Annotated in this window: 24 protein-coding genes; 14 read left to right on the top strand and 10 right to left on the bottom strand. The window is 54.2% G+C overall.

Features of this window, described 5'->3' with window-relative positions; all coding sequences use genetic code 11:
• Window positions 1-25: 25 nt before the first annotated feature.
• The 7 genes from ppiD to RT657_RS10730 form a co-directional block, all read right to left on the bottom strand.
• Window positions 26-1894 carry a peptidylprolyl isomerase gene (ppiD, locus tag RT657_RS10760; protein WP_313654421.1) on the bottom strand — a complete coding sequence of 623 codons (1869 nt, stop codon included), beginning with the start codon at window positions 1892-1894 and terminating at the stop codon, window positions 26-28.
• Between the two features lie 244 nt (window positions 1895-2138).
• A complete protein-coding gene (hupB, locus tag RT657_RS10755) occupies window positions 2139-2411 on the bottom strand; it encodes a nucleoid-associated protein HU-beta (RefSeq protein ID WP_033731763.1) in 273 nt (90 codons plus the stop codon).
• 213 nt (window positions 2412-2624) lie between these two features.
• Window positions 2625-4979, bottom strand: a complete 2355-nt coding sequence (gene lon, locus RT657_RS10750) for an endopeptidase La (RefSeq protein ID WP_313654420.1) — start codon at window positions 4977-4979, stop codon at window positions 2625-2627.
• A gap of 186 nt (window positions 4980-5165) precedes the next feature.
• Window positions 5166-6437, bottom strand: coding sequence for an ATP-dependent protease ATP-binding subunit ClpX (gene clpX, locus RT657_RS10745; protein ID WP_313654419.1), 1272 nt, complete (start codon window positions 6435-6437; stop codon window positions 5166-5168).
• A 133-nt stretch (window positions 6438-6570) separates the two neighbouring features.
• Entirely contained in the window at window positions 6571-7194 is a 624-nt protein-coding gene (gene clpP, locus RT657_RS10740) for an ATP-dependent Clp endopeptidase proteolytic subunit ClpP (protein ID WP_111140963.1), read from the bottom strand.
• A gap of 335 nt (window positions 7195-7529) precedes the next feature.
• Complete coding sequence (gene tig, locus RT657_RS10735) at window positions 7530-8834, bottom strand: trigger factor (protein WP_313654417.1); 1305 nt, start codon at window positions 8832-8834, stop codon at window positions 7530-7532.
• Window positions 8835-9254: 420 nt separating this feature from the next.
• Window positions 9255-11117: a carbohydrate-binding protein gene (locus RT657_RS10730; protein WP_313654416.1), complete on the bottom strand. Its 1863-nt coding sequence runs from the start codon at window positions 11115-11117 to the stop codon at window positions 9255-9257.
• Window positions 11118-11389: 272 nt separating this feature from the next.
• On the opposite strand from RT657_RS10730, the gene gspG reads away from it, so the two are divergent.
• The 13 genes from gspG (at window position 11390) to RT657_RS10665 (ending at window position 22612) form a co-directional block, all read left to right on the top strand.
• Window positions 11390-11809 carry a type II secretion system major pseudopilin GspG gene (gene gspG, locus RT657_RS10725; RefSeq protein WP_313654415.1) on the top strand — a complete coding sequence of 140 codons (420 nt, stop codon included), beginning with the start codon at window positions 11390-11392 and terminating at the stop codon, window positions 11807-11809.
• 2 nt (window positions 11810-11811) lie between these two features.
• Window positions 11812-12267, top strand: a complete 456-nt coding sequence (locus RT657_RS10720) for a lytic transglycosylase domain-containing protein (RefSeq protein WP_313654414.1) — start codon at window positions 11812-11814, stop codon at window positions 12265-12267.
• Between the two features lie 50 nt (window positions 12268-12317).
• A complete protein-coding gene (locus RT657_RS10715) occupies window positions 12318-13445 on the top strand; it encodes a type II secretion system F family protein (protein ID WP_313654412.1) in 1128 nt (375 codons plus the stop codon).
• Entirely contained in the window at window positions 13445-15076 is a 1632-nt protein-coding gene (locus RT657_RS10710; RefSeq protein WP_313654411.1) for a GspE/PulE family protein, read from the top strand. The genes RT657_RS10715 and RT657_RS10710 overlap by 1 nt, the downstream gene beginning before the upstream one ends.
• On the top strand, window positions 15060-15764 hold the full coding sequence (locus RT657_RS10705; protein ID WP_313654409.1) for a hypothetical protein: 705 nt from the start codon (window positions 15060-15062) through the stop codon (window positions 15762-15764). Before RT657_RS10710 ends, RT657_RS10705 begins: the two co-directional genes overlap by 17 nt.
• Window positions 15761-16276, top strand: coding sequence for a hypothetical protein (locus RT657_RS10700; protein ID WP_313654407.1), 516 nt, complete (start codon window positions 15761-15763; stop codon window positions 16274-16276). Before RT657_RS10705 ends, RT657_RS10700 begins: the two co-directional genes overlap by 4 nt.
• Window positions 16260-16778, top strand: a complete 519-nt coding sequence (locus RT657_RS10695) for a hypothetical protein (RefSeq protein ID WP_313654405.1) — start codon at window positions 16260-16262, stop codon at window positions 16776-16778. Before RT657_RS10700 ends, RT657_RS10695 begins: the two co-directional genes overlap by 17 nt.
• Window positions 16775-17299, top strand: coding sequence for a hypothetical protein (locus tag RT657_RS10690; protein ID WP_313654404.1), 525 nt, complete (start codon window positions 16775-16777; stop codon window positions 17297-17299). Before RT657_RS10695 ends, RT657_RS10690 begins: the two co-directional genes overlap by 4 nt.
• A complete protein-coding gene (locus RT657_RS10685; protein ID WP_313654403.1) occupies window positions 17299-19179 on the top strand; it encodes a secretin N-terminal domain-containing protein in 1881 nt (626 codons plus the stop codon). The genes RT657_RS10690 and RT657_RS10685 overlap by 1 nt, the downstream gene beginning before the upstream one ends.
• A complete protein-coding gene (locus RT657_RS10680) occupies window positions 19179-19655 on the top strand; it encodes a prepilin-type N-terminal cleavage/methylation domain-containing protein (RefSeq protein ID WP_313654402.1) in 477 nt (158 codons plus the stop codon). Before RT657_RS10685 ends, RT657_RS10680 begins: the two co-directional genes overlap by 1 nt.
• Window positions 19642-20004: a prepilin-type N-terminal cleavage/methylation domain-containing protein gene (locus RT657_RS10675; protein WP_313654400.1), complete on the top strand. Its 363-nt coding sequence runs from the start codon at window positions 19642-19644 to the stop codon at window positions 20002-20004. Before RT657_RS10680 ends, RT657_RS10675 begins: the two co-directional genes overlap by 14 nt.
• Complete coding sequence (locus tag RT657_RS10670) at window positions 19991-20479, top strand: hypothetical protein (RefSeq protein ID WP_313654399.1); 489 nt, start codon at window positions 19991-19993, stop codon at window positions 20477-20479. The genes RT657_RS10675 and RT657_RS10670 overlap by 14 nt, the downstream gene beginning before the upstream one ends.
• A 240-nt stretch (window positions 20480-20719) precedes the next feature.
• Complete coding sequence (locus RT657_RS10665; protein WP_313654396.1) at window positions 20720-22612, top strand: lytic polysaccharide monooxygenase; 1893 nt, start codon at window positions 20720-20722, stop codon at window positions 22610-22612.
• Between the two features lie 88 nt (window positions 22613-22700).
• Here the strand turns inward: RT657_RS10665 and RT657_RS10660 are convergent, their stop codons facing one another.
• A complete protein-coding gene (locus RT657_RS10660) occupies window positions 22701-23438 on the bottom strand; it encodes a prepilin peptidase (protein ID WP_313654395.1) in 738 nt (245 codons plus the stop codon).
• A gap of 129 nt (window positions 23439-23567) precedes the next feature.
• On the opposite strand from RT657_RS10660, the gene RT657_RS10655 reads away from it, so the two are divergent.
• A complete protein-coding gene (locus RT657_RS10655) occupies window positions 23568-24836 on the top strand; it encodes a hypothetical protein (protein WP_313654393.1) in 1269 nt (422 codons plus the stop codon).
• Here the strand turns inward: RT657_RS10655 and RT657_RS10650 are convergent.
• Window positions 24831-25358 carry a cytochrome b/b6 domain-containing protein gene (locus tag RT657_RS10650; protein WP_313654392.1) on the bottom strand — a complete coding sequence of 176 codons (528 nt, stop codon included), beginning with the start codon at window positions 25356-25358 and terminating at the stop codon, window positions 24831-24833. The two genes, RT657_RS10655 and RT657_RS10650, sit on opposite strands and share 6 nt — an antisense overlap.
• A gap of 70 nt (window positions 25359-25428) precedes the next feature.
• A complete protein-coding gene (locus RT657_RS10645; protein ID WP_313654390.1) occupies window positions 25429-26148 on the bottom strand; it encodes a carbohydrate-binding protein in 720 nt (239 codons plus the stop codon).
• Window positions 26149-26303 lie beyond the last annotated feature (155 nt).

Here is a 26303-nt window from a genome sequence, read left to right as displayed (position 1 = left end):
AGTCGTTACGCAGTTTCTGCGAGGCTTACTGCATTTGTGCGGCTGCGCCGTACTTAATTTTGGCCTCTTTACGCAGGTTCTGCAGCAACGCTTCAAACGTCAGCTGCGCATTGTTCTGCGTGACACCTTTGACCATTTCGTCAATCTGCGCCTGCGGCATGCTGCCGGTTTTCACCTTATCAACCGCCACCAGCACAACGTTGCCCTGCATATCTTCGCTGATACCCCAGGACGGTTTGTTTTCCGCTGGCTGAGGCAGATTGAACGCAGCCTGAGCAACCGGATCCTGTGCATTGCGATCCACAGTTTTGCTGGCGCTCAGCGTCAGACCGGCCGCCGTCAGCGCATCCTGCTTGCCAGCTTTGAGGTCGGCTAGCAGCTTATCGGCCTGCGCTTTAGCCTGCTGTGTCGCTTTATCATGTTTAAGCGTGTCAGTAATCTGTGCCTTAACCTGATCCAGCGGTTTCACTGCTTCCGGTTTATGCTCGCTGATACGCAGCACAAAGGCACGATCGCCGTCGACGGTGATGATGTCCGAGTTGCTGCCCGGCGCGCCGTTTTGTCCGACCAGACTCCCATTAAAGATCGCCTGTTTCACTGCATCAAAGTTCAGCTCTGCTGGCAGCGTATCCTGACTGAACCAGCCGGTTTCTTTGGCTTGCAGACCTGACGCCTGCTCTGCACCTGCCAGTGATTCGTTGTCATTGCTGGCCGCTTCGCTGACCTTCTGTTGCAGTTTGTAGAAGGCGTCAATTCCCTTCTCCTGCTTCACTTTGGCCGCAATGGCGCTGCGAACCTCATCCAGCGGTTTAACCTGCTCTGGCTGGATATCATCCAGGCGAACCACCAGGAAGCCGACAGAGGATTTGATCACGCCTGACATCTGGCCTTTTTCGGTCAGACCCGCATCTTTCAGCTCGTCCGGCGTCGTTGACGGTTCCAGCCAACCCATATCGCCGCCTTTGCGGGCAGAGATCGGGTCAATCGATTTTGCTTTTGCCACGTCAGCAAAACTGGCACCTGCTTTCAGCTGCGCCAGTACCGCATTGGCATCGGCTTCCGTTTTGGTCTGAATGACGCTGTAGCGATTACGCTGTGGCTGTGTGTAATCCGCTTTATGCTGATCGTACCAGGCCTGAATATCGGCGTCGCTGGCCGCCTGCTGCATGCTGGCTGCATCCATCAGAAGGTAGCTGACACGGAACTGTTCCGGCGCCATGAAGCTGCTTTTATGCTGCTGATAATACTGGCTGATTTCGTCGTCGGTCACGGTCTGTTTCGCCGACAGCGCGTTAACGTCCAGCGTTGCCTGACGGATTTCACGCTGTTGTGATACCAGGTCGACCAGCCTGCTGGCTTCGCCTTTCAGCGTGAAGTCGGTGTTCGCCACCGCATTGATCAGCTGTTGATTGGAAAGCTGCTTGCGCAGTGCTTCTGCATACTGATCCGCGCTGAAACCCATATTGCTGATGAGGCCCAGATATTTCGCGTTATCGAATTTGCCGTTGGTCTGGAAAGCCTGCTGATTGAAAATCACCTGCTTAACCTGATCGTCGCTGATGCTGAGGTGAAGATCTTTGATGTAGCTGTCAAGCAGCGCCTGATCGATCAACTGCGACAGCGCCTGCTGACGAATCTGCTGCATGTAGCCATCGTTGCTGGCCAGCTGCGAGAACTGGTCGCCCAGCATCTGCTGCTGGCGGTTGCGTTCGCTGTTAAACGCCTGCTCCAGTTGTCCCCGACTGATCTCCTGACCGTTTACTTTGGCTGCATAGTCGTTATTGCCGCCAATCAGATAGTTGCCAACGCCCGTCAGCACAAAGGAGAGGATAATCAGCCCCAAAATAATCTTGAGCACGACATGGTTCGACGCCGCGCGTAAATTGTCCATCATGGTATGGCAACACTCCGCTGTAGTGTGAATGTAAAGCTCGGTCGCAATTCGCCACTGGCTGGCGTCTCACGCAACTGCTTCCGCTGGCAGTCTCAATCCGGTCCTGGTCCATCTTACGGCCCGATTCTCACCGGTTAAAACAAAAAAGGCACATCTGATTGATGTGCCCGTATGTTACATGAGAACGCGCAAAGCGTCCTCTAATCCACTGAAGAAAATGCGTCAATGAATCTATTCGTTGTTCTTAATTGACAGCGTCTTTCAATGCTTTACCCGCACGGAAACCAGGCACTTTACCAGCCGGGATAGTGATCTCTTTACCGGTTTGCGGGTTGCGGCCGGTACGTGCTGCGCGGTCACGCACAGAGAAAGTACCGAAACCGACCAGGGCCACTTCGTCACCCTCTTTCAGCGCATCTGAAACAGACCCCATAAAGGCATCTAAAACACGTCCTGCGGCCGCTTTAGAAATATCAGCATCAGCAGCAATTTTGTCGATCAATTGTGACTTATTCACTCTCTTCATCCCCTCTTTATTATTTCACATCGCACCAGGCTTCCGGCCGGGTACGAACGCGCAGCAAGTTATATCAAGCCTGTGGAGCCGAAACAACGGAATTTCTCTGAGAACGTCGCGTCGACAGCCACCTAAATTAGCGGCACAAAAAAAAGCTGGCAAGCGCCAATTGCCTTGCCAGCTCCGCTTTTTAACGGTTTATGCCATTAATCACTATTTTGCTGTCGCGACCTGCATACCGTAAGGCGCATTTTCCAGGGCCAGATTCAGCACCTCCTCAATGCGTTTCACCGGATGGATCGCCAGGTCGGCAATCACGTTCTGTGGGATGTCTTCCAGATCACGCTTATTGTCGTCCGGGATCAGCACGGTTTTGATACCACCACGGTGTGCCGCCAGCAGTTTTTCTTTCAGTCCGCCAATCGGCAGCACCTGACCACGCAGGGTGATCTCACCCGTCATGGCGACATCTGCCCGCACCGGGTTTCCGGTCAGACAGGAAACCAGCGCCGTACACATGGCGATACCGGCACTCGGACCATCTTTCGGAGTAGCGCCTTCAGGAACGTGAACGTGGATGTCACGTTTCTCATAGAAGTCACCATTGATACCCAGCTTCTCGGCACGGGCACGCACCACCGTCAGCGCAGCCTGAATCGACTCCTGCATCACTTCGCCCAGCGATCCGGTATAGGTCAGCTTACCTTTGCCCGGCACACAGGCGGTTTCGATGGTCAGCAGATCGCCGCCCACTTCCGTCCACGCCAGACCGGTGACCTGACCCACGCGGTTTTCACTGTCGGCACGGCCATAGTCAAAGCGCTGAACGCCCAGGAAATCCTTGAGGTTTTCGCCATTGATGGTGATGTGCTTTTTGCTCTTGTCCATCAGCAGTGATTTCACCGCTTTACGGCAGAGTTTTGACAGCTCACGCTCAAGGCTACGCACCCCGGCTTCACGGGTGTAGTAACGGATGATGCCGATAATCGCGCTGTCGTCGACCGTAATCTCGCTGGCTTTCAGCGCGTTACGTTCGATCTGCTTAGTCAGCAGGTGCTGCCTGGCGATGTTCAGCTTCTCATCTTCGGTGTATCCCGACAGACGGATGACTTCCATACGGTCCAGCAGCGGCGCCGGAATATTCATGGAGTTTGAAGTAGCCACGAACATCACATCCGAGAGGTCATAGTCGACTTCCAGATAGTGGTCGTTAAACGCAATGTTCTGCTCAGGGTCAAGCACTTCCAGTAGCGCAGAAGCGGGATCGCCGCGCATGTCGGAGGACATTTTGTCGATTTCATCCAGCAGGAACAGCGGGTTTTTCACCCCGACCTTGGCCATTTTCTGGATCAGCTTGCCCGGCATTGAGCCGATGTAAGTCCGGCGGTGACCGCGGATTTCCGCTTCGTCACGTACGCCGCCCAGCGCCATACGCACATATTTGCGGCCGGTCGCTTTCGCGATCGACTGGCCCAGTGAGGTTTTACCTACCCCTGGCGGTCCGACCAGGCACAGAATCGGCCCTTTGATTTTGCTGACGCGACTCTGCACCGCAAGATACTCAAGGATACGATCTTTCACGCGCTCCAGGCCGTAATGGTCGGTATCCAGGGTCTCCTGCGCCTTACGCAGATCTTTTTTCACTTTGCTGCGGGCGTTCCACGGAACCTGCACCATCCAGTCGATATAGCCGCGAACCACGGTCGCTTCCGCGGACATCGGGGACATCATTTTCAGTTTCTGCAGCTCAGCTTCCGCTTTCTCGCGCGCCTCTTCCGGCATTTTCGCCGCGTCGATTTTGCGTTTTAACGCTTCATACTCGTCAGGCGCGTCGTCCATTTCGCCCAGCTCTTTCTGAATTGCCTTCATCTGCTCATTCAGATAGTACTCGCGCTGGCTCTTCTCCATCTGCTTCTTCACGCGGTTGCGAATGCGCTTCTCAACCTGCAGCAGATCGATTTCAGATTCCATCATCGCCATCAGATATTCCAGACGCTCGTTGACGTCGGACATCTCCAGCACAGACTGTTTGTCGGCCAGCTTCAGCGGCATGTGTGCTGCAACGGTGTCGGCCAGGCGCGCCGCATCGTCAATGTTGTTCAGCGAGGTTAAAACCTCAGGCGGGATCTTTTTGTTGAGTTTGATGTAGCCTTCAAACTGATTGATCGCCGTGCGCACCAGGACTTCCTGCTCGCGCTCTTCGATCTCAGGCGACACCAGATATTCAGCTTGTGCAACAAAATGGTCACCGTTATCGGCCAGCGTCGTAATATGGGCGCGCTGTAAACCTTCGACCAGAACTTTGACGGTGCCATCCGGCAGTTTCAGCATTTGCAATACAGAAGCAACGGTCCCTACTGAGAAGAGATCGTTAATGCCAGGTTCATCCGTTGAAGCCTCTTTCTGTGCGACCAGCATGATTTTTTTATCATGATCCATTGCGGCTTCAAGGCACCGAATTGATTTTTCCCGGCCAACAAACAACGGAATTACCATGTGCGGATAAACCACCACGTCGCGCAGCGGCAACACGGGGATTTCAATGCGTTCAGAACGCTCAGGATTCATAGAGCTCTCTCTTTGTTTAATGTCCGCCAGGTGATGGGAACCGCATCAGGCAGGTATGCAGTTAAACCCACAGGTATCTGAGTATATGGGGATGATTGTCTGACATTCAACGTCACAGAGGCGAGAAAAGCAAAAGGGGAAAGATTTTCCCCTTTTTTACGAGTACAACATGGACGATCTGTTTATTTATTCGCCAGACGCCTGGGCTTCATGCTTACCGTAGATCAACATAGGGTCAGACTGACCATCAATAACTGATTCATCAATCACGACTTTCTCCACGTCATCCATGGAAGGCAGGTCGTACATCGTTTCCAGTAACGCACCTTCTACGATAGAACGCAGACCGCGCGCACCGGTTTTACGTGACATTGCCTTTTTGGCGATCGCCGTTAACGCCTCGTCACGGAATTCCAGCTCAACGCCTTCCAGGTTAAACAGCGCCTGGTACTGTTTTGTCAGGGCGTTTTTCGGTTCACGCAGGATCTGAATCAGTGCTTCTTCGCTGAGTTCGCTCAGGGTTGCCACGACGGGCAGACGGCCGATAAACTCCGGAATCAGACCAAACTTGATCAGATCTTCAGGTTCGCACTGAGAAAGCAGCTCACCTTCGGTGGCTTTCTGCGATTTCCCTTTAACGGTTGCGCCAAAGCCGATACCGGAGCCGGTTTCGACACGCTGGGAGATCACTTTATCCAGACCGGCAAATGCGCCGCCACAGATAAACAGAATCTTAGAGGTGTCGACCTGTAAGAACTCCTGCTGCGGATGTTTGCGTCCACCCTGCGGTGGAACGGCGGCCACCGTGCCTTCGATCAATTTCAGCAGAGCCTGCTGAACACCTTCACCTGACACGTCACGGGTGATGGACGGATTATCAGACTTACGCGAAATTTTGTCGATTTCGTCAATGTAGACAATGCCGCGCTGCGCTTTCTGCACGTCGTAATCGCACTTCTGCAGCAGTTTCTGGATGATGTTTTCAACATCCTCACCCACGTAACCCGCTTCCGTCAGCGTAGTCGCATCGGCCATGGTAAACGGCACATCAAGCAGGCGCGCCAGTGTTTCGGCTAGCAGCGTTTTCCCGCTCCCGGTCGGACCGATCAGCAGGATGTTACTTTTACCCAGTTCAATACCGTTGCTGGTATCGCCGTTACGCAGACGCTTGTAGTGGTTGTAGACCGCTACCGCCAGCACTTTCTTTGCCCTTTCCTGACCGATGACATAATCATCGAGGTGATGGCGGATTTCATGTGGGGTAGGCAGAGCACTACGTTCGCGGTGCGGAGCGACTTCTTTAATCTCTTCGCGAATGATGTCGTTGCACAGGTCAACACACTCATCGCAGATATACACTGACGGCCCGGCAATCAGCTTTCGCACTTCATGCTGGCTTTTGCCGCAAAAAGAGCAGTACAGCAACTTTCCTGAACCGTCTTTGCGCTTATCTGTCATCAGTTAACCTCTTCCTGTTCTCAGGCCATACCCGCGTATGGCGCTGGCCGTGCAGAGACGGCCGAAATTCATTCAACCCATTAAGTACCGTTGTCCCGATAACTATAGACTAGGAACAACGGCAGGTCGGGTCTTATTGACGATGCGTCAGAATCGAATCGACTAATCCATACTCTACCGCTTCATTTGCAGAGAGGAAACGGTCGCGCTCGGTATCACGCTCAATTTCTTCCAGCGTTTTACCGGTATGCTCAGCCATCAGCTCATTCATACGCTGCTTAACTTTCAGGATTTCGCGCGCATGGATCTCAATGTCGGTCGCCTGGCCCTGATAACCGCCCAGCGGCTGGTGGATCATGACGCGTGAGTTAGGCAGACAGAAACGCTTGCCTTTGGTGCCCGCCGTCAGCAGGAAAGCGCCCATAGAGCAGGCCTGTCCCATACAGATGGTGCTGACATCCGGCTTGATAAATTTCATGGTGTCGTAGATCGACATACCGGCCGTGATCACACCGCCAGGTGAGTTGATGTAAAGATAGATATCTTTTTCCGGATTCTCAGCTTCCAGAAACAGCATCTGCGCCACAATCAGATTAGCCATGTGGTCTTCAACCTGGCCGGTCAGGAAAATGACGCGCTCTTTCAGCAGACGGGAGTAGATGTCGTAAGAACGCTCACCACGCGAAGTTTGTTCAACCACCATTGGCACCAGCGCATTGTGCGGTGCAGTATATTCACGATCGCCACTGTATGACATTACCGTCTCCTGGATAAATTTCATTGGCAACATTCTGTACCGATTCTACGTAAGACGCGCGGGAAACTCCACGCTGCATCTTTTCCGACTCCTTCAGGACGGTTAATCAGCCAGCCTCACTCTCATTTCTGCATACTCCCGGTATCTGGGGATGCTGCACGCCTGTTTCAAGCATAACAATCTTTTCCCTGTTCGCTAACCCGGAAAAAGCGATGCGTGAATAATTTGCCGATAAATTAAACAAATAGCGGCAAAGCGCGGCGGACCGGCTGCAGAATATAAAAAAGCCCGCGACTTTTCAGTCACGGGCTTAGCACACAAGGTTAATCGGGTGATCAGGCCTGAGCGGTCTGATTCATCAGATCCTGGAAGTTGGTTTCTTTCTCGGTCACTTTGGCTTTCGCCAGCACCGCTTCAACCGCCTGCTCTTCCAGCGCAACGTTGCGCATGTTGTTCATCAGCTCGTCGTTCTTGCTGTAGAACGCGATCACTTCCTGCGGATCTTCATACGCAGAAGCCATCTCTTCAATCATGGTGTTAACGCGCGCGTCGTCCGCTTTCAGCTCATGGGTACGAATCACTTCGCCCAGCAGCAGACCCACAACGACGCGGCGTTTAGCCTGCTCTTCAAACAGTTCGCGTGGCAGTTCCAGCGCCTGTTTTTCGTTGCCACCAAAGCGCTGTGCAGCCTGACGACGCAGAACGTCGATTTCGCTGTCAATCAGCGCGGCTGGGACGTCGATTTCGTTGGCCGCCACCAGGCCGTCGATTGCCTGAGACTTGATGCGGTTGCGGATTGCGCCTTTCAGCTCGCGATCCATGTTTTTACGTACTTCGGTACGCAGGCCAGCCACTGAACCATCTTCAACGCCGAAACGTTTGATGAACTCTTCAGTCAGCTCAGGCAGTTCGCGCGTTTCAACTTTCTTCAGCACGATCTCGAACTTCGCATCTTTCCCTTTCAGGGTTTCTGCATGGTAGTCGTCCGGGAATTTCACGTCGATAGTGAAGGTTTCGCCTGCTTTGTGACCCACAACGCCTTCTTCGAAGCCTGGGATCATGCGGCCCTGGCCCATGGCCAGAACGAAATCAGAGGCTTTGCCGCCTTCGAACTCTTCGCCATCAACAGAACCGTTGAAATCGAGAGTGGCACGATCTTCCGGGCCTGCAGCCGCGTCGCTTTCGATCCAGTTGGCCTGCTGCTTGCGCAGGGTGTCCAGCATGGTATCAACGTCAGCGTCGGTGACTTCAACCAGCGGTTTCTCGACTTCGATGTTTTCCAGGCCTTTCAGCTCAACTTCCGGATAAACTTCGAATTCAACCGCGTAGGTGAAGTCCTGGCCTTCTTTGTATTCGCCTGGCACGTAGTTTGGTGCGCCAGCCGGATTAATTTTTTCTTTGATGATGGCATCAACGAAGTTGCGCGTCATCAGCTCGCCCAGCACGTCCTGACGGACAGAAGCGCCGTAACGCTGTGCCACAATGTTCATCGGCACTTTGCCTTTACGGAAACCGTCGATGCGAACTTTCCTGGCAACATCAACCAGTTCTTTTTTTACTGCGCTTTCGATGCTGTCAGCAGCGACAGTAATCGTAATGCGACGGCCCAGGCCCTGAGTGGTTTCTACAGAAACTTGCATCTTGTTACCTCAAAAAATCACGTGCTCGGTCAACTTCAGACACCACACATCGTAAAATGCGCCGTATCTAACAACCGGGACGGCTTCCGTGAAGAGAACCTGATCCCTGTTACCAGAAGCGTCCCGAAGACATTCCGGAAAAATAGACGCCGCATTATAGCGACATCACCGGAATGAGTCGAGGACGCTAACTCACCACCGGCAGGATCTTACGTTGCTGATTGCTTTAATGAACCTGACATCTTTTCTGAAACGGATCCGATCGTTACTTGACCGCTGAATGGGTTTAACTGAATAAGCCGGAGTAAGGGCGGAACAGGGACTGTTTCAGGAAAAAAAGCGGCGGGTGATCGTTCTCACTTTTTGCGTTCACCGTCAGGGTCTCTGCACACAGGCAGAGGCCCTGACAGACCTGTGACGTTAGCGAACCACCTGCCAGAGTGCCATCGTCTCTGCAGGTGTCCAGTGCGCCATCGACGGGTGTCCCTGCAGACAGCGATACTGTTTTCCTTTATAGATCACAATATCACCCGTTTTGTAGTTCACACCCGTTTTCCACGCTTCTGACGATGACGGTTGTGGAGCCGGTGCCGGCTTAACCGCACTGGCCTGCGTTTTTACCTTCAGGGCTGCACTCGCCAGTGACGTTTGTCCTTTCGCGTTTTCAGCCACAACCGTATAACTGTAGGCCGTTGCTGCTTTCAGGCCACTGTCGTCAAACCGGGTTCCTGCGACAGTAGCGACCTGCATGCCATTACGCAATACTTTATATTTCACTGCGCCAGCAACACTACGCCACTGAATACTCAGCTCGGCTTTCCCGGCAGAAATCAGACTCAGACCAGCCGGCGCGTCAGGCGCTACAGTCACAGCCTCAGGAGCCGGGCCCGTTTTCACGTCCACTGCGTTGCTGGCGTCAGAGAGATTGCCTGCCGCATCAAATGCTTTAACGGTATAGCGATAGATGACGCCGCCTGGCTCAATATTGTTGTCAGTCCAGCGGGTGTCCGTCGAGGAGCCAACCGGCACACCATTGCGCAGAATGGAATATCCCTTTACGCCCACACTGTCAGCTGCAGGCTGCCATACCAGCGTAATCGCGTTATTGCTTTCCATCACTTTCAGCCCTGTCGGGGCCGTTGGGGCGGTCACATCTTCGTTCGCTGACTGGCCGGACATCAGGTCAGCCCGTTCTTTCATCTCATTAAAATAATCGACCTGCTGGGCAAGCGGCTGCTGCTGGTTGTTGGCACCCAGCGTCCAGATAAAGAAGCCGCCGTAGCCGTGTTCTGCCTGCCATCCCGCACGGTCAACATTATTCTGGCGACTTTCTACAAACCGTCCTGCAGGTCCCCACTGAGAATTAATCGTCTGCCCCAGGATAATTTTACGCTTGTCGCCAACGGCACGCGCGTAGTTAGCCATTGCGACATCGTACTTAAAGTCTGGTCCGGCGTCATAGGCCATGACGTTAAAGAAGTCGAAAACATCTTTGCCCTTTGTCAGCAGCGGCAGAACTTCACCGTGATGGCTGGAGCGGGAGGATTCAGTGAAGGAGCAGTTCTCCGTAACCTGGGCTGACTGGCACTCAGCCGGATCAGCGCCCACGTGATAGGTCGTCAGGCTGATCAGTTTTTTGCTACCCGAAGCTTTCAGCAGCTCGCGTACGCGCTTTGCCACCGCCAGAACATTATCATTCTCTTCGGGTGTCAGACGCGCCACTTTTTCAAAGTCAAAATCGATCCCATCAAGCTGTACCGTTCCTGCCAGCTGATTAACGCCCATATCGCATGCGCCTGACCAGTTGGTGTGCAGACACTTGCCGACCATCTCATCAGCTTTCAGGTTCTTCTGGTAAACCGGGTAGTTCGTATGCAGCATTTTCACCAGGTTCTGAGCCAGGTTCTCGCGGGTTTGTGGTGATTTCAGGTATGCCCACATGGATTCATAGGTTTCGCCGCCAAAGGCGACCATCATTTTGATATCTGGCCTGGCCAGCTTCAGGCCGCTCCAGCCGCTATACGCTGAGGCCTGAATATACCAGGGATCATACGTCGGCATACTCACAATGTTGTCTGAGCTGGAAATATTACCGTTCGCGTCCCAGCCTCCGAATGAAAGCAGCAGCGTATTCGCTTTGACATCTTTAAGGGTTTCGACAGATCCTGCCCCAATCCCGCCCCAGGAGGTCAGATAAGAGATTGCATACTGTGCGTCTGAAGCAAAAGCCGACTGAGTCAGAAGCGCCCCGCCGATCAAAAAAGGTAACGTTAATTTTTTCATGGTTTATCCTAAATTTTATTATCCAGTACAACAATTGTGACCGGACTCATTATTAACGCCGCCTTAAAAAAAAGCCGCAGGGATATTTACTTCAACCATCAGAAAACAGGAAAATAAAACAAGAAATATCCCACAGGAAGACATAAAGAAATATCTTACCTTCCACACCCCTTATTCGCAGGCGAAAAAAGAACCTGTACCTTTTTCCCCGGGCACGCCGCAGGTAAAAATCTGGCCTCACTTAACAGCATCGCTGATTGAAGAGGTTTTTAATGAAAATGCATTCCCGGATGATACACAGGCAGGGGGGATTTACTCTGCTCGAACTGCTGGTCGTTCTGATGATCATTGCGCTTCTGGCGGGCTTTGTCGGACCAAAGGTCTTTTCCAACGTTGATGCCGCAAAAGAAAAAACGGCCCAGCGCCAGATCCGCGCCATCGCTGACGCAATGGTGCAATACCGTCTTGATGTTGGCCGTTATCCGGATGAAGCAGAGGGACTAAAAGCACTAACAGAAAAACCGGCGTCAGCTCATCACTGGAAAGGGCCTTATCTGAGCCATCCGGTCCCTCTGGATCCGTGGGGTCAGGCTTATCAGTGGCACAATCCGACACGGGAGAAAGGATCGATTAATGATGTCGATATTATGTCTACGGGTAAAGGTGATAACGCCATTATTTATGGATTCTGATTATGTTACGTGCCGGCGTATTATTCTCGCTCCTGCTGCCATTATTTTCCGCGCAGGCGACCTGCTGGAAAGATGCGGGAGCGCGTTATGGAATTGAACCCGAATTATTACAGGCTATTGCCATTGTCGAGTCCAACGGTAATACCAAAGCATTGAATAAGAACCGCAACGGTTCCTTTGACGTAGGTCTGATGCAGATTAATAGCATCCATTTTAATACGCTACGCAAATTTCGTATTAGTCAGAAAGATCTGCTCAACAATCCCTGCCAGAGTGTTATGACCGGAGCATGGATACTGGCAGGTCAGATTCAACGCTTCGGCTATACCTGGGACGCAGTCGGCGCATACAACGCTGGCACGGCGAATACACCTCAACGCCAGGCGCTCCGTCAACAATATATAAAAAAAGTGGCTCCGCATTATGCCCGTCTTAAAGGGCAACGGACCCCTTCATAGTTGGCAGAATGAAATCTTATACCGTTATCACTCTCAATGAGGGTAAGCGTGTGAGTCAGTCAGTGCTTGCGACATCAGCCAGCAATGCGGCTCTTCACGTCACCTCAAATGGCGGCATTGTACTCCATGTTCATGCCCGTCCTGCCCGCCGGGATAAACGCTTTCCGCTGGGGTTATTTTTGCAGGAACTGATCGCCCTGCTTGAGGCCGGGCTTGTCGTTGTCGAAGCCATCGAAGCGCTGCGCGAAAGCAGTCGTGACAGCACAGTAACGCGGGTGCTGGATACATTGGTGAACAGGCTGTATGAGGGTGCCCGGCTGTCCCAGGCGATGGCGACACTGCCTGCGCTGTTTCCGCCCTTGCTGGTTAATACCGTTGCGTCTTCAGAACAGACGGGGCACCTCCCGGTCGCGCTGGCGCGCTTCCGGCATTATGAAGCCCGGATGGACGTGCTGCGCAAACGTATCAGAGCCACGCTGCTTTACCCCACTATCGTTATCTCTGCAGGCGTAGCAATACTGGTGTTCCTGCTTGGCTTCATTATTCCGCGTTTTTCCGTTGTTTTTGACGGCATAAAAGACCCTACATCCAGCGCCCGGTTAATCCTCTGGTGGGGCAAGCTGACGCAGAACCACGGCCTCCTGCTGATGGCCGGCTGTGCTGTGACAGTGGCAGCCATTGTGATGGCAGTACGAAGCCCTGTACTGCGTCAGCGTTTAATCGTGAAGGTGCTGCAGGCCCCTCAGCTACGTCAGAAACATCAGTTAGCCATTCTGGTTCGCTTTTACCGCACCCTGGGCTTACTGCTTCAGGGCGGACTGCCCGTGCCGCAGGCGCTGACACTGAGCCGGGATGTCCTGCCGGAGAGCCATCGTCCACAAATCGATCAGGTCATTCGGGATGTTGCAGCGGGTGAATCGCTTTCCCGGATGCTGGAAGCCAGGGATCTGACTACGCCGGTTGCCACCCGCTTAATGCAGGTAGGTGAGCGCAGCGGTGAGCTGCCAGCCATGTGCGAACGTATTGCTGCTTTTTACGATGAGTCGCTGGAGCGTGCGATTGAAACGTTCAGCAAAGTTTTTGAACCCGTTCTCATGATCGTGGTGGGTGGCATCGTCGGCCTGGTGGTCTTTTTACTCTATATGCCCATCTTCGAGCTTGCAGGAGGATTGCAATAATGACTGATTTATCCACGGCGACCGGCGGCATTGACGCGATCATGACGCTGCCCGATGACGCGCGCTGCCAGGCGCTGGCGACACATCTGGATCGGTTCCCTGCAGGCCTGTATGAAACGGCTGACGCGCTGGGCATGTTCCCTCTTCAGGCAACGGATATCACAGAGAACAATGAAGATTTTACCCGCCTGGCACTGACCGATGCCCTCAGCCATCGCGCGCTCCCGCTGCAGGTTGACGATACCTTTTATATTGCGCTGGCTGATCCGTTTTCTCTGACTCAGCGCCAGTGGGCCTACAGCATTCAGGCGCAGCCCGCCCTGATCTCACTCTCCTGGCTGAATGCCCGCCTTGACGGACTGGGTAAGCAGCAGAGAACGCTCGATCAGCTTGAACAGCAGAGCGATGACGAAAGCAGCGAAACACAATGGCTGGAGATTACGCCTGCAGCCATTGCCAGTGAGCCTCATGCGGTCATCAAACTGGTTAATGCCACGCTGTTTGACGCGCTGCAGAGTCGCGCCAGCGACATTCACCTGAGCGCCGTTGCCGATGGAGTTATGGTGAAATATCGCATTGATGGCGTACTGCACGCCATCCGCCATTGCCCCGGTATCCAACAGGCTGAACAGGTCATCTCCCGACTGAAAGTTCTGAGCTGTATGGACATTTCTGAACGACGCATTCCTCAGGATGGGCGTTTTAAAGCATTAATCCTTCAGCGTCCGGTTGATTTCCGCGTCTCTATCGTCCCCGGTATTCATGGCGAAGATGCGGTTCTGCGCGTCCTGGACAAATCCCATGAGCAGACTATCCAGCTGGAAACCCTGGGCTTTGATGCACACACACTCGCGGCGATTCGACAGCTGACACACCTCCCTCACGGTATGGTGCTGGTGACCGGCCCTACGGGCAGCGGCAAATCCACCACCCTTTACTCGGCGCTCAGTGAACTGAACAGTGGCGAAAGCAAAATCATTACCATCGAAGACCCGGTGGAGTATCAGCTCAATGGTGTGCTGCAGATTCCGGTTAATGACAAAAAGGGGCTGACTTTCGCCAAAGGTCTGCGAGCGATTCTGCGTCACGACCCGGACATCATTCTGGTTGGCGAAATACGTGATGGCGAAACGGCGGGTATTGCCGTTCAGGCTTCACTGACCGGGCACGTTGTGCTCTCTTCCGTTCATGCTAACGATGTCTTCAGCGTGCTTGAGCGTTTTCTTTATATGCAGGTCGAACCCGCCAGTCTGATCGCGGCCCTGAATGGCGTTGTCGCCCAGCGTCTGGTTCGCCAGATTTGTCCTGAATGTGGTGAAGATGCTCCGGAACCCGCTGCGATGCCTGACAGCTGGCAGTCTGAACGGCTGGGAGCGCTGACGCCCCGCTGGCGACGGGGACGTGGCTGCGAGGCCTGCCGCCATAGCGGCTACCGTGGCAGGCTGGCGCTGGCTGAAGTTCTGCATTTCAGCGATGGGATAAAAGAAGCCATGCTGGCCAGATCGTCGACCCGGCACCTGCGGCAGGTTGCGCTGGAGGATGGCTTCGTGCCGCTGACCACTATCGCGCTGCGCGCCGTAGCAGAAGGTAAAACCACCCTTGAGGAGGTCAACCGTGTTATCGCTCACTAAGGTCTGGGAATGCGACATCTGGCCTCATGCGCTGCGCCTGCGCCTTGGCAGACAGGTCATTGCCCGGCACGAGCGCATGGCCGGTGAATCTCTGGAAACTGCCCTTAGCCTGCTGTTCCGCCAGCGTTCAGCATCGCTGCCGTGGCGCGATAGCGTGACATTTCATATTGATACAGACGATCTGAGGCTGAGGGTAGTGCCCTGGCAGCCCGGCGTAGCGACGCCGCAGGAGCTGCTGCAGCTGGCACAAATTCAGATCATCCAACAGGGCGGCCCCGCCTTACAGGAAAGTGGCTGGAGGGTAGATTTTGAGTCCGTCGGCTGGCAGCAACCTGCCCTGGTTTCCGGGATACCCCTCGCCTGCTGGGAGAGACTCCGGGCACTGGCCCGCCAGGAAAAACTCCGTTTTCGGGGCGTTGCAACGCCCTTTCAGTCACTGCTGAGGTCGTGTGGCCGTACGCTGCCGGAACATGCCCTGTTTATTACCGTCAGTGCGCATCAGTGCCGCATTGCCAGGCGCATCAACCACACCTGGCATGAAGTCAGCACGCTCTCGCTGCCGCAACAGGAAACGCTGGCTCAGGTGCGCGTGATTGCACGACTCAGTGATATGGCCAGCTACCCTCACTACCTTCTGGATACGGAAGTGGGCGAGCCGCAGCTTATTACGCCAGAGGAGAGTCTATGACACCGCTGTTTTCACCTGCTCCCCCTTGGGCGGCACGTGCCCTGCTGTTAAGCGGCCTGCTGTGCCTCCCCCTCGCCGGGGCAATCGTGCGGGAAACACTCCGGCAGCAGCATCTTCAGTCGCAGATTACACAGGCTGAACAGCAACTGGCTGACCACCAGCATCTGCAGCGTCAGCTCCAGGCGACACAACAGCGTCGTCAGCGTCAGTCTCATCAGCTCACTGCGACGCCGCCGGCTATCCGCATGATGGACAACATCGGGCAGGCGCTGTCGCCAGAGATCGCCTTATTAAGCCTGAGTCTCGATCCGGAAAAACGCGATGCGCATCTGACGGTTAAAGCGACCAGTCTGAATGCGCTGATGGCGTTCAGCCAGCGCTTACAGCAGCTGCCCGCCCACGTGGCATTACAGAACCATCGTTATCTGGAGAACAATGAAAATGGCTGGGCAATAGGCGCCACGCTTGATGTGAGTTTCAGTGAGGAGGTTCAGCATGCATCTGAAAGATAGCGGCGCAGCGTTACGCTGGCGCGCAGCGATCCTTTTCAGCCGTACAGGACGGCTCCCACTGCTACTGATCCTCCTGTCCGGTGGACTGCTTACGTTCTGGCTGGGCGTACAGTTACCCCACACCATGGCTCAGCAGGAGAGCCTGGCAAAAATTCAGTCACAGCTGCGCATCCGGCTGCCGCTGGATAGCCAGCTGCCCGCGCTGGAGAGCCATATAACACCAGGCGAATATCAGCAGGTGGGACTGATATTTGACAGGCTCAGCCAGAATGGTCTGCGGGTCGAGGCCAGCCGTTATCAGCTGGACAAAGACGCGACAGGCTCCTCTCTGCTGCTGGATATTCCTCTGCAGGGAGCGTATCTGCCACTGATTGAGTCGCTGGAAGCGCTGGCCCGCACACTGCCGCTGAAGATCGAGCAGATCACCCTGAGCCGTGCCTCGCCGATGGAAAGCCAGCTCCGTGTGACACTGCGCCTTCGTCTGTTGAAGGAGGTGCCATGAAGCTGCCCCGCTATCTGCAGGTGGCGCTTCTGGCCACCGCCGTCGCCGTCGTATGGAGTTATTCAGATGAGGATGAGTCGTCATCGGTGCTCCATCAGGCCGTGCGTCCCATCACGCACTCATCGGTGAAAACCGTGAGGGAACCGCCCCCGGCGTCCCGGCATGAAAGGGTCGACCTGTTTCCAGCAGGTGAAGCTGAACCCCTGAAAGAGGAAAGCATCCCGATGGAGCAAGCCCCACCGATAGCATCGGCTGAACCGGACACGCCTGCCCTGCCGCTTCAGGTGCTGGGTACGTGGTGGAGCCATGACCAGCGCATCATCATTCTGACCGATGGCGTCGGGACCTGGCCGGTCTGCAGAGCATGCAAAGCGGCTGGCAAAATATGGCTCGGCAGCGAGCCGGTCAGGGGATGGAAATTAACAGCCGTCGGGAAAGATCACCTTTTATTTGAATGGCAGTCGAACCATGCACAGCGCAGGCTGGCACTGGAAGAAATACACACGGAACCTACACAATAATGATGAAAATTACGCCTGTTGTCGCATCTGTTTTACTCTGCTTTACGCTGAGCGGGTGCGCAAATAACGAACAAAAAACATCCAGCGCTTTCGCGCCTGATCAGCCTCAGGCGCTGATTGAGCGACTCAACGAGATTGACCAGCAGCGCCTCAGTACGCCTCAGGACGTCACGCTGCTGGCAGAAAGATCGCGGCTCTCAGGGAAGCTGGTCAGTCGTTACCTGAAAAACGCCGAACTGGCCATGCGTAAAAATAACTACCAGCAGGCTTCGCAGCAGTGGCAAAACGCACTGAAATATGATCCCGGCAATGTGGTTGCGCTGCAGGGACTGCGTAAGAACACTGGCCGCCGGGCGCTGGACACGCTCTATCAGGAAGCGGTGAAGAACACCCAGAGCAACCCTGAACTGGCGTTGAAAAAAATCCAGAAAGTGCTGGAAGAAGAACCAAACTGGCCCCAGGCGCAGGAACTTCGCGATCATCTGCTGCGCGAGATTGCCCGTATCAGTCAGCCAGAAAATCGCCTGAATAAAGAGCTGCAAAAAAATATCTCGCTCACTTTTCGCGAACACAGCCTGACCGCTATCTTTAACGCCATCAGTCAGATGACCGGCGTTAACATCCTGTTTGATAAGGATGTGCCGGTGAACACAACGGCTACGCTAACGGTTAAAGACACCACCGCAGACGATGCCATTAACCTGCTGCTGCTGACCAATCACCTGCGCAGAAAGGTGCTGAACGGCAACACGCTGCTGATCTATCCGGCCACACCGCAAAAAGAGAAGATGTATCAGGACATCATCGTAAAAACCGTATTTCTGGGGTATGCCAAAGCTAAAGATGTCAATGTTGCCCTGCGTAATATGGTGAAGCTCAAGGACATTCACGTTGATGAGCGCACCAATTCTGTCAGCCTGCGTGGTCCTAAAGAGATGGTGGAGAAAGCTGAGCGTCTTCTGGTCACGCTTGACCGTCCGGAAGCGGAGGTGACGCTCGCCGTTCAGGTACTGGAAGTGAACTCCAGCGACGTTGAAGCTCTGGGCATTAATCTGCCGCAAAAAATCAGTGCCGGTTTCGTCAGCGGTGGCGAAGGTGAAGGTACCGGACTGCCCATCAAAAGCCTCAGCGGCGGCAATGTGCGGGTCAATATTGAAAACATGTCCGTTGACCTGAGAAAAGTTCTGGGGAATGCCCGGGTATTAGCGAATCCCCGCATACGGGTTAAAAACAACAAGAAGGCGCAGATTGATATCGGTGAGACCATTCCCGTGCTGACCAGCAATGTGCAGGATGGTTTCTCTCAGCAAAAAGTAGAGTATCAGGATGTCGGCCTCAAACTGGAAGTGACGCCGGACATTAGCGTGGACAACAACATTCTGATGGATGTGAAATTTACCCTCAGCAGTCTCGGTACGGCGGAGAAAGGCGAGCATGGAACCGTCTACTATCGCACCAACAAGCGTGAGGCGAACACGACGTTAAGCAGCCAGAACGGTGAGACACAAATGCTGGCAGGTCTGATTAAGCAGGAAGAAAGCGTCATCGACAGCGGTACCCCGGTTCTGAGCAGTATCCCGGGGCTCGGCAGGCTGTTTGGCAGCAAATCCCATAGTAATCAGCGTACGGAAGTCGTGCTGCTGATTACGCCAACGATCGACTATAACCTGGACCTCCCGGGCAGCCATATTAGTACCATTAATATGGGCAGTGATGACCTCCCCGGCGACAGCATCCAGCTTCGCAGCACTACACAGTCGGATACCGGACAGCATTACCGTGCACCAGAGCTTGCGCCGCCTGCTCACTTCCCGACGCGCACCGGCACCCTGCCACCGCCGGTGCTGGATGACACCTTAGCAATGAACGGTTCGCTCTGATGAAGGGTCAGCGCGGATTTACATTGATTGAAATGATGGTGACGCTGACCATCCTTGCCACTCTGGCGGCGGCGGCAACGCCGCTGATACAGCGTTATCAGCAGCAGCAGCAGGAAGCAGAACTGCGGACGGCTCTCCGCACGCTGCGCTCCGCCATCGATGCCTGGTATCAGGCGGGCAAGGATGGAAAGATCGAGAAAAAAACCAGCGAGTCAGGCTATCCCCCGACGCTGAAACACCTGACCGAAGGGGCAATCGATGTGACTGACCCTAACGGAAACCGGCTCTATTTTTTGCGTCGTATCCCCAGAGACCCTTTCTGTGACTGCCCCGGCCGTCGCGCCGAGGAGACCTGGCGATTACGCGCCTCAACGCAGCCACCGGGTGACTTCAGCGGAGGCGGTAAAGATGTGTTCGATGTCAGCAGCAGCAGCTCTGGCAGCGGACTTAATGGAGTACCTTATGCGCAATGGTGAAAAGGGATTTACCCTGATTGAATTGCTGGTTGTCATGGCGATTATCGCCACCTTGCTGACGCTGGTCGCGCCACGTTTCTTTCAACAGGCCGACCGGGCCAAAGTGGTGGTACAGCAGCATAATCTGAACACGCTCCGCAACGCTATCGACCATTTCCGTCGTGACCGTATTGTCGGTCCCTATAGCCTGGAGGAGTTGATTGAAGCGGGCTATCTGCGTGAAATGCCGCTGGATCCGGTCACGGATCGGCGTGATAGCTGGGAAGTGAAAACCGATAATAACGGACAGGTCCTGGATGTGACCGCGCCGCCAGGCTCATCCAGGGAGCCTGCCGATGCCGCACAATAACCAGCAAGGCGGTTTCACCTATCTGTTAGTTCTGATCGCGCTATCGGCATTAGCATTATCGTTACTGAAAAGTCAGGATGATGTGCAGATGCGACACCGGGAGCAGCAGGAGGCAGAGCTGCTGTTTCGTGGTGATCAATACCGCGCCGCGATTGCCGCCTACCGCGCCGCGGGTAACGGCTGCTTTCCTGTACGGACAGAACAGCTCCTCCTTGACCGCCGCGGACCCGTTCCGCGCTATCACCTTCGGCAGGCCTGGGCTGATCCGCTAACAAATAATAAGACATGGGGGGCAATCTACGATTCACAGGGACGCTGGATAGGTGTACGCAGTCTGGGCGCCGGCAAGCCGCGTCGCAAAGTGGGATTCAGCCACGACGCCGCAACGTTTTCACAAGCCAGTCGCTATTATGACTGGACATTCAAGGTGGACAGCGATCCCACTGCTCCCCTGCCTGCAGCCTGCGGTCGGTAAATAAAACCGCAGGCACTTTCACGCTTCCGGCCTGCCTCATCACTGCGCCGGAAACACCCTGTCCGGTTCAGCCCCTTCATTCACAGAGGGGCTGGCGGATATCAATAGCTTTTTCTCTTTTCGCGTAAATATATAGAACATTCTTAGTACACCATACCGCCGTCTAATACTTTTATTCTTCACGGACCGTTACCGTTACTCCGTCGTTTTTCATGTAATCTGACTAAGGAGTTAGCGATAATGCTTTCTGCACAAAAAAAAGTTCTGGCCATCGTCATTGGTGGTCTGGCCGTCTCCGCCCTGTCGGGGCCGGCTTTCGGCCACGGTGCTATAGAAAACCCCAGAGCCCGGCAATGGGAATGTAATAACCAGGGGGGCATGTGGAACCCGGATTCGATGAAGAGCGCCGCCTGCAGGGCCGCGCTTGAAAACAGCCCGGCGGGTGCCAACGCATTCGTCAACTGGAACGGCTATACCGGTTTTGCCAAACCCCCGCATGCGGTGGCTCAGACTGATGTGCGCGATGGGATGCTTTGCAGCGGCAGTAACCCGGATCTTGCAGGCTTTAATCAGCCACGCTCAGACTGGACCTCGACGGTTATTCAGCCCGACAGTCAGGGTCAGGTCGGCATGACTTACTACTACACCGCGCGACACACACCCTCATTTATTGAGTTTTATATCAACAAGAAAGATGTCGATATTACTAAAAAAGCACTGGGCTGGAATGACGTAGAACTGCTAAAACGGTTTGATATTGCGCCCGGCGACCCCAGCGTTCGCCATACTGTGAACGTCACCATCCCGGCCGATCGCGTGGGTAAAGCGATTATCTTTACCCGCTGGCAGCGTATGGATCCTGTCGGTGAAGGTTTCTATAACTGCAGCGATGTGGATATTAAGGCCCGTGACGGTTCAGAAGCCCCTGCTGGTGGTGGCGAAGAGGAAAACAGTACACAAAGCGGCTGGACAGAAAAAGGCAACTTCATCACGCAGGCCCATAGTCCAGCAGTGGGTGAAAAAGTGCGTTTCCGTCTGATGGGCGGTGCAGGTGGCGATAACCTGATTGATATCAACCTGCCGATCACCAGCGAAAATGTCGACAACCATCGCTGGGTTGTCGAACTGGGGCAGCTGCTTAATCTCGAACACAGCAATGAGCTGCAGATTGGTCAAAAACAGCCTGATGGCACTATTCGGTTTAACGACGAGCGCCCTCTCAGCAATCAGGTTTTTGTCAGTAACAGCCTGTACGGTTATGCCATTGAAACCGTCAGTAATGCGGAAGCGCCTGTCATCACCCTTGATCGTTACACGGTCTCTCCTGTTGCCACCAGCAGCGCGACTTACAGTTATGCGGTAACCGGTAGCAGTAATAAAGAAGGGGTTAACTGGCAATGGAAGCAGGTTGCAGGCGATCCCGGGATCACCCTGAGCACGGCAAACCAGGCAACAACGCAAATTCGCGTTGCCGGTGGTGTGAAAGGCGGAGCTAAAGCCACCTTTGAGCTGACAGGCACCCGCGCCAATGGCTATTCAGGCAAAGCTACGCTGAAAGTTAACGTTATTGCACCTGAGGTCACTCCGACCGGTCCGGCAAGCATTACCGCTGACAAAGGCGCTAAGTTCACGGCCAGAGCTAACTTTGACTACAACAAAGGCCAGGTGAATTACAGATGGTCACTGCTCAAAAATGGCAGCGAAGTTTCTGGCATCGATCAGAATGGTAATGTTAATAGTGGCCTGAAGGCCGGTGATTACCAGGTTAACGTTGTTGCGGAACTGGATAACGGCCAGCGCTCGGCTACCGGCAGTGCCAGCCTGAAAGTGATGGCAAAAGAGCAGGCCGCCTCCGGTCATTATGCAGGCTGGGTTTCTGGCAAAACCTATACGGCAGGAAACACCGTCAGCTGGAAGGGCATTAATTACATCGCCCGCAACTGGACAAAATCCGAGCCGGGTAAAACTAGCGACTGGAAACTGCACGATAATGCCGGCCCGGTAGCATGGATGCCTGCGATGGTGTACGAACGCGGTGATCGGGTGAACTATGCGGGCAAAACCTGGATAGCCAGCCAGTGGGTAGCGCAGAACAGCATCCCGGGTCAGAGCGCCGTGTGGCAGCAGCAGTAAATAAGTAGCACAACCGCGTGACGCGCGGGAGTAATAGATGACCTCAGACACCAGCTGCTTTTGGCTGGTGTCTTTTTTTTTAGCTGTTTCAGCGGACAGTCAGTAACCAGCCTGTTGCCGCGATGATGAGCCAGGGCCCGAAAGCAAAGGGAACACCCGGCTTAATCCGCAGCAAAATTACGCCCGCGCCCAGAGCCAGCAAACTGGACACAGTCAGGATATCAAGCAGTGCAATGGGGCCCAGCCATGCGCCCAGTCCAGCCAGTAGCTTCATGTCGCCTCTTCCCATTCCCTCATGCCCGCGCAGCAGTCTGAATACGAAAGAAAGCAGCCAGGGCAGGCCAAACCCCAGTCCGGCCGAAATAAGCGCCACGGGAAGCGTTACCGTGCCGTATCCACTGGCAGCAAAGAGCAGAGCCACGGTAAGCAGTGGCAGCGTAAGCCTGTCCGGCAGCAGCATGGTCTGCAGATCGATAAAGAAAAGGGGTACCAGCAGCGTCACTATCAGAAGGTCAACAAGGCTTTGTGGCGTGACACCCTGTTGCCAGACGATAACGCCGAATAAGATTGCCATGAGTGCTTCGACCAGAGGATATCGCGGTGAAATAGCCTGTCTGCATCCGGCACAGCGCCCTTTTAGCAGTAACCAGCCCAGCAGAGGAATGTTGTGGTAAAACTTCACGGGTTGTTTACAGTGTGGACAGTGTGAAGCAGGCCAGGATAATGAGATGGCCTCACCCTGAAGTATTCGCGGCAGACGGTAAATGATAACGTTGCTGAAACTACCCAAAATGGCCCCGATTAAGATAAAGAAAATGATCAGCATAACTTCCTCTTTAAACGACATGGCTGAATAACTAAATTGTTTTTACTGGCATTGGCCGCGACGGAACGGGGTGCGGTGGGTTTTATCCGATATGCTGCACAATATGATAACGGTTGAGGTAAGACACCGATGACGCGCACCATCCTTCGCTGGGGACTTTTTTCCGGTCTGTATAGCTCACTCGCACTGTTAAGCCTTCGCAGCCAGGACGTCTGGAGCCTTTCTACCACCTGCTGGTTTCCTACCGTGTTACTGTTTGCCACACTGTGGCTGGCCCCCTTTCGTGACTGGCCTGCGTGGCTGGCGACTTCAGGCGTATTACATCTTTTTATCAGTATCACGATTGGCCACCCACTGCTCCTTGCAGGCTTGTTTACACTGTTCGAAATCACGGCTTACCCCTTAGCCATTGTGGTGACTCGCTACAGTGCCTCACTGCTATGGCACCCCCTGAGCCAGCATCCGATTGCGCGTGAGCTGACCTGGGCAATACTCCTTGTCCTCTATACCTTGTGTAGCGGTGCGTTACTCAGCCTCAGCCTGCTTATGGCCGGCTATCCCGTTTCAACGCTGCACGTGCTCTACTGGTCACTCTCCACCCTCGCCGGTGTGCTGGTCACCCTGCCTTTTTTGCGCGAACAGGATGAATCGCCCCGGTCACGTCATGGGTCGGCGGGTAATATACAAACGTGGCTGGTGATTGGCGCGAATATGGTATTACAGCTGGCACTGTTTTTTGCTCCTCACGCCCACTGGCAGCAGGGGATTAACTTTCTGTTTATCCAGCTTATGCTGCTGCTCTTAAGCGTGTTCTGGCTTTCAGGTCGCAGTCTCAGCCTGTTACTGTTAGTGCAATATCTGATTGTGGTGCTGGCAACTCAGCAGCGTGATGGGATCTTTTTCGCCCTGATGCCTGTACGGCTTCCTGCGTTATGGCAGGCCTATTGCTACCTGATTTTTTCATCAATTCTGGCGGGCTGCCTGTACCAGTATCAGCGCCGGACACAACAGCAACTGCTGCAGGCAAAAAACACGGAGTCTCTGCTGGCCCGCTTTGCGCTGACCGGTAGCAGTCTGTTTTTCAGGCTGGAGATGCCTCAACGAACGCTGCACTGGCAGGGCAATACAGAGGCTTTTTTCCCGGGTGAACAGCAAAGCATCAGTACGCTTGATCTCCTTGAAGCCCACTGTGAGGCCCCCTTCCTGCCTGCCTTTACTGCGTGGTATTCACAAAGTGAAGAACCTATGTTCGAACAACAGCTGGAAATACAGCGCCTTCATGGACAAAAAATAAGCTGCCTGTTAGCTGTCATGCGCCTGCCCGGCTCCTCCTCGCTTACTGGCGGAATAAGCCCCTTTTATCCTTCGCTTGCTCATCCGCCCGCCCAGGACTTATAACATTCGCCGCAGGATTTCCGGTTTACCGCTAAGGGAATAGTTTACGACTGCGGCGACGTGCATCACCACAAGGGCACCCAATAACATGCAGCTATAGCGATGAATCGTGAAAAAGAACTGGTTGATGACCGGGACATCGACAGGACGAGTAATATGCAGCAGACCAAACAGGTGATAGTCCTTTTGCAGCATCAGAAACCCGCTGATCAGCACGGCAAAGATGGTCAGGTACAGGACCTCATGAATAAAGGCCACCATCTGCTTTTTACGTAATGACATGCAAGCAGGACGTTCGGGTGACGGACGGAAAAAACGCCAGACAAAACGCACCAGCATGACAGGCGTCGCAAGGGTGGCCAGCGACATATTCAGTTCAGAAAAGAAAGCAAACCACCGGGTTCCCTCCAGTGCATGCAGAATGTATCCCATGCTCATGGCATAGATGATGATCACCGCAACGACCCAGTGAAGAATGCGCGTAAACCGATCGTAACGCCCGGCTTTTGCAGAGTTGGATAGCATAATAATTTGCCTTTGAAATCAGAGTTGCCAGAAAACGGCCCTGCGGTCAGGGCCAGCGATGAATCCGTTATTATTCAGCGGCCCACAGGCTAACCGCCTTGTCTGGTGCCCAGTGGCGGGCGCCGGTATGGGCGTTCAGGCAGCGGTAAACTTTGCCGCCGTAGAGAACCTTGTCACCTGCCACATAGGATTGACCTGGCGTAAAAGCCCGTATACGGCTTTCCTGTTTGTCCGGCCCGACATGCGGTTGAGGCAGGGTCACCGTGACAGGCAGACTGTGAGGGGCAACATTATTGGCTGCATTGTAGGCGGTTACGGTATAGCGGTAGGTCTGACCCGGCCTGACCTGATTATCGTACCAGCGTGTCATCGGGGTATCGGCTACCTTCTCCTGATCCCGCCAGACGCTGTAGCCTGTCACCTCAGCGTTACCCTGAGCAGGCTGCCACGACAGCGTCACCTGCCCTTTCTTTAACGTCGCTTTCACCTCCTGCACCTGGGCTGGCGGCTGGCTCTGTCCCCTGATATCTGGCTGTGATCCCGCTTCATCCGCCAGTGCAGCAGCATGATCCGAATGTGACCCACAATGTTCTGACTCTGGATCCTCCTGTTCTGCTGCCGGGCGACTTTTACCCGGCGATAAGCTGGCAAGGATGCTCTGGTAGCGGCTCAGGAACTCATAGCCATAAGGCTGACCCCGATCGGCGATGCCGTTGTCCCAGTAACCTACAAGGATTTTCTGATGACTGATATCCGGCATCCGGGACGCCGCATCGGGTACGTCAGCCATACTTAATGAACTAGCCAGCAGCCCGCTGAATAACAGGCCTGTGGAAATCGCATTTAAACCACTCGTTATTTTTTTCTTCATTGTTAACCTGAAATGTCCTGATTACTCTTCAGCCGCTGAGGGTAAGTAATTCATGCCGGACAAAACAGGAGATG

The organism is Pantoea sp. (assembly GCF_032114055.1).
Classification (GTDB): Bacteria; Pseudomonadota; Gammaproteobacteria; order Enterobacterales; family Enterobacteriaceae; genus Pantoea.
This window is presented reverse-complemented; position numbering and strand designations above follow the sequence as displayed.